This window comes from Vibrio sp. Vb0598 (genome assembly GCF_033338935.1).
GTDB classification, from domain to species: domain Bacteria; phylum Pseudomonadota; class Gammaproteobacteria; order Enterobacterales; family Vibrionaceae; genus Vibrio; species Vibrio alginolyticus.
In genome coordinates, this window is the sequence record NZ_JAWOTP010000080.1 from 1 (window position 1) to 1,670 (window position 1,670).

At 47.8% G+C, this 1,670-nt stretch carries 1 protein-coding gene and 1 pseudogene; both read left to right on the plus strand.

The genetic code is table 11. The features are described 5' to 3' along the window. Nucleotides 1-1,146: glutamate synthase-related protein (locus tag R7Q38_RS23035; protein ID WP_318114414.1), on the plus strand; the 1,146-nt coding region annotated here is incomplete at its 5' end. A gap of 21 nt (nucleotides 1,147-1,167) precedes the next feature. Beyond that, nucleotides 1,168-1,670: pseudogene (locus R7Q38_RS23040) on the plus strand (glutamate synthase small subunit); the annotation flags it as partial.

Genomic DNA, 1,670 nt, shown 5'->3' on the forward strand with positions numbered 1-1,670 from the left:
CGTATTTGCCACTTGAACAACTGTGCAACGGGTGTGGCAACTCAAGATGAAACCCTTCGTAAAGAGTACTTTAAAGGCTTACCAGAAATGGTAATGAACTATTTTACTGGCCTTGCCGATGAAGTACGTGAGTTACTCGCAGAACTTGGCGTAGAGAAACTGACAGACTTAATTGGTCGTACTGATTTACTTGAAGCCGTCGAGGGATTCACTGCGAAGCAAACCAAGTTGGATCTATCAAACATCTTAGAAGCTCCTATTTCAGCCGAAGGTCATCCACTATTTTGGACGGAGCCAAACAAACCGTTTGATAAAGCCGAACTCAACCAAAAAATCGTTGATGATGCCTTGAATGCTGTCGAAAACAGCCAATCAGCAAGTTTCTTCTACAACGTCATCAACACCGACCGTTCTGTTGGCGCGCGTTTATCTGGTGAGATAGCAAAACGCTATGGCAACCAAGGTTTGGCAGCTTCGCCAATCAAAATCTATCTTGATGGTACGGCTGGCCAGTCGTTTGGTGTTTGGAATGCGGGCGGCGTAGAGCTTTACCTCACTGGTGATGCGAACGACTACGTAGGCAAAGGCATGGCAGGCGGTAAAATCGCGATTAAACCTCACCTAGGCACTGCATTTAAATGTAACGAAGCCACCATTATCGGTAACACATGTTTGTACGGCGCGACAGGAGGCAAACTGTTTGCTGCGGGTAAAGCGGGAGAGCGTTTTGGTGTTCGTAACTCTGGCACCATCGCCGTCATAGAAGGTGCTGGCCATAACGCTTGTGAATACATGACTGGCGGCATTGTGGCTATTCTTGGCGCCACAGGAGTGAACTTCGGCGCTGGTATGACGGGCGGTTTTGCTTACGTGTTGGATGAAAATCAAGACTTCCAAGGTCGTGTAAACAACGAATCGGTGGAAGCCATTTCACTGTCGGATCTATACATCCACCAAGAGCACTTGCGCGGCCTAATTGCAGAGCATCTCGAAGAGACTGGCTCTAGCCATGCAGAACATATTTTGGCGAACTTTGACGAATGGATTCCGAAGTTCTACTTGGTGAAACCTCAAGCGGCTGACTTAAACACGCTACTTGGTCACCAAAGCCGCAGCGCTGCTGAACTGCGCGTTCAAGCCCAATAAATCATGGAGGATGTTTGAATCATGAGTCAGAACGTTTACCAATTTATCGATGTTCAACGCGTAGATCCGGCGAAAAAACCAATTAAGATTCGTAAGATTGAGTTTGTTGAAATCTACGAGCCGTTCACGAAACAACAAGCAACGGCGCAAGCCGATCGCTGTTTGGATTGCGGTAACCCATATTGTGAATGGAAGTGCCCCGTCCATAACTACATTCCCCAGTGGCTAAAACTGGCGAATGAAGGCCGAATTTTAGAAGCCGTGGAACTTTCACACCAAACCAACAGCTTGCCTGAAGTGTGTGGCCGTGTGTGTCCGCAAGACCGTTTGTGTGAGGGTTCGTGCACACTAAATGATGATTTTGGTGCAGTCACGATAGGTAACATTGAAAAGTACATCACCGACAAAGCCTTTGAAATGGGCTGGAAGCCTGACATGTCCAAAGTGGAATGGACGGATAAAAAGGTGGCAATCATCGGCGCAGGCCCTGCAGGTCTGGCAGCAGCAGACATCTTAGTTCGCAA